Consider the following 2,045-nt stretch of genomic DNA (forward strand, 5'->3'; position numbering starts at 1 on the left):
CGCGAGTTCAAATTCGAAGTGCAACTCTGATTAACGGGGTGGGTGGGCGAGGTGCGTTAGCATCCGAGCCCCTCGACCACCAAGTCAAAGTTGCCTGGAATGAAATACACACACCTCACCCAAGACGAACGGTACCAGATTGCCATCCTTGCCAAAGCCGGGCATGGCCAAAGCGACATTGCCAGAATAATGAACCGCCACAAATCGAGCATTGGTCGGGAGATGAAGCGTAATCGCGGAGCGCGTGGCTACCGTCCCAAGCAAGCACATGAGTTCTCACAGGCCCGCATGCGGGCCTGTGAGAACGGCCCTCGCGTTACGGCCGAAACATGGGCCGTGGTTGACGCCAAACTTGGCGAGACGTGGAGTCCGGAGCAAGTCTCCGGCTACCTCAAAGTCAGTGGGCAGACCACCGTCAGCCACGAAAGCATCTACCAGCGCATCTACGCCGACAAGCGAGCCGGTGGCACGTTGCACCGCACCTTGCGCTGCCAGAAGGCCCGGCGAAAGCGTTATGGCGGCCGTGAGCGACGCGGCACCATCCCCAACCAGGTCTCCATCGATTTGCGCCCGGCCATCGTGGCCGAGCGTGGCCGCTTTGGCGACTGGGAGGCGGACTTGGTCATCGGCGCTGGACAAAAGCAGGCACTGGTCACGATTAACGAGCGCACGTCCCGCTACGCCCTGATCGCGCATGTGCCGTTCAAGACCGCGAAAGCTGTTTCGGACGCCATGATCTCCTTGCTGACGCCTTTTGCTGCCCGTGTTCACACGCTGACGACTGACAACGGCAAGGAGTTTGCCCAGCATGAGCGTATCGCCACAGAACTCGACACAGACTTCTTCTTCGCTCATCCCTATGCTTCCTGGGAGCGCGGCGCGAACGAGAATATGAACGGCCTGATTCGCCAGTTCTTCCCGAAGAAGATGTACTTCGATTCCATTACCCATGATCAGCTTGCCTTCGCCATGCATCGCCTCAATCACCGTCCCAGAAAATGCCTCGGCTTCAAAACACCTCACGAGGTCTTCATGAAGCAGCTACACTCGCGTCATAACGCTGTTGCACTTCAGACTTGAATCCGCCTAGTGAATCCCGACACAAGCTCGTTGATCTGAGTTTCAAAGGCCAAAATGTCGGCATTGCTTTTTGTCGACGTGGCAAGTAGTTCAGTGGATTTAGTTTCAGCCTGTTGAACTGTGGTTAAGGACTCGGTTGCCTTCTGGCTTGTCGCTATGGTTTGTTCAAGAGCTGCATTCGTCGCAGTCAACGATGTGTTTGCACCAGCGACGTGCATTTGAAGTGTTTCGCTCTGCTTGGTAGCTTCACCCAAAATCTCTTTTAGTTGGTCCTTTACCTGGATGCCTTGTTCAAGGACTCTCGTGGTCTCTGTGGCTGCGAGTTCCATCACCTTCAACTGATTCAGTTTTGCCTGATAGCCAAGCACCTCGCCCGAAAGATTGTGCAAACCGTATTGCCAGATGAGAGTGCTAAGCTTTTCAACCGAAGTCGTGAGATTCACTACCTCGTCTGACCCTCCTATCAAACCAGTCTGGTGTTTGGAAATCGCGTCCAGCGAAGCAGCCAACTCCTTTTGGATGGTTATCGGAAGCTGAATCAGCTTCTCAGTCTCAATGGCGTCTTTGAGGATGTTGCAAGCCGAACTGAGGTTGACATAGGACTCATCAAGGGATACAACGCCTCGATTCTGGTCAAGAGAAAGTTCCTTGCACTTCGAAAGTGCTGCCTGCTGCGCTTCTTCCGTAAAAGTCGTTAGAAGCTCCCACATTTTCTCAATCATGTATCCCCCTTCGGAAAATGAGCCCGCTAATGCGACGCGGAAGGACGCTGGTATAAATGCCTTTGGCAGTTGAAGAACAGGTCGGCGGATTCAAGTCTGAAGTGCAACAGCGTTATGACGCGAGTGTAGCTGCTTCATGAAGACCTCGTGAGGTGTTTTGAAGCCGAGGCATTTTCTGGGACGGTGATTGAGGCGATGCATGGCGAAGGCAAGCTGATCATGGGTAATGGAATCGAAGTACAT

The 2,045-nt window shown here is 53.9% G+C and carries 2 protein-coding genes; one reads left to right on the forward strand and one right to left on the reverse strand.

Annotated features, from left to right (window positions below; all coding sequences use genetic code 11):
- Positions 1-99: 99 nt before the first annotated feature.
- Positions 100-1,080: an IS30 family transposase gene (locus PROAA_RS10555; RefSeq protein ID WP_186411304.1), complete on the forward strand. Its 981-nt coding sequence runs from the start codon at positions 100-102 to the stop codon at positions 1,078-1,080.
- Here the strand turns inward: PROAA_RS10555 and PROAA_RS10560 are convergent.
- On the reverse strand, positions 1,071-1,802 hold the full coding sequence (locus PROAA_RS10560) for a hypothetical protein (protein ID WP_186411305.1): 732 nt from the start codon (positions 1,800-1,802) through the stop codon (positions 1,071-1,073). The two genes, PROAA_RS10555 and PROAA_RS10560, sit on opposite strands and share 10 nt — an antisense overlap.
- Between the last annotated feature and the right edge of the window lie 243 nt (positions 1,803-2,045).

This window comes from Candidatus Propionivibrio aalborgensis (genome assembly GCF_900089945.1).
GTDB classification, from domain to species: Bacteria; Pseudomonadota; Gammaproteobacteria; order Burkholderiales; family Rhodocyclaceae; genus Propionivibrio; species Propionivibrio aalborgensis.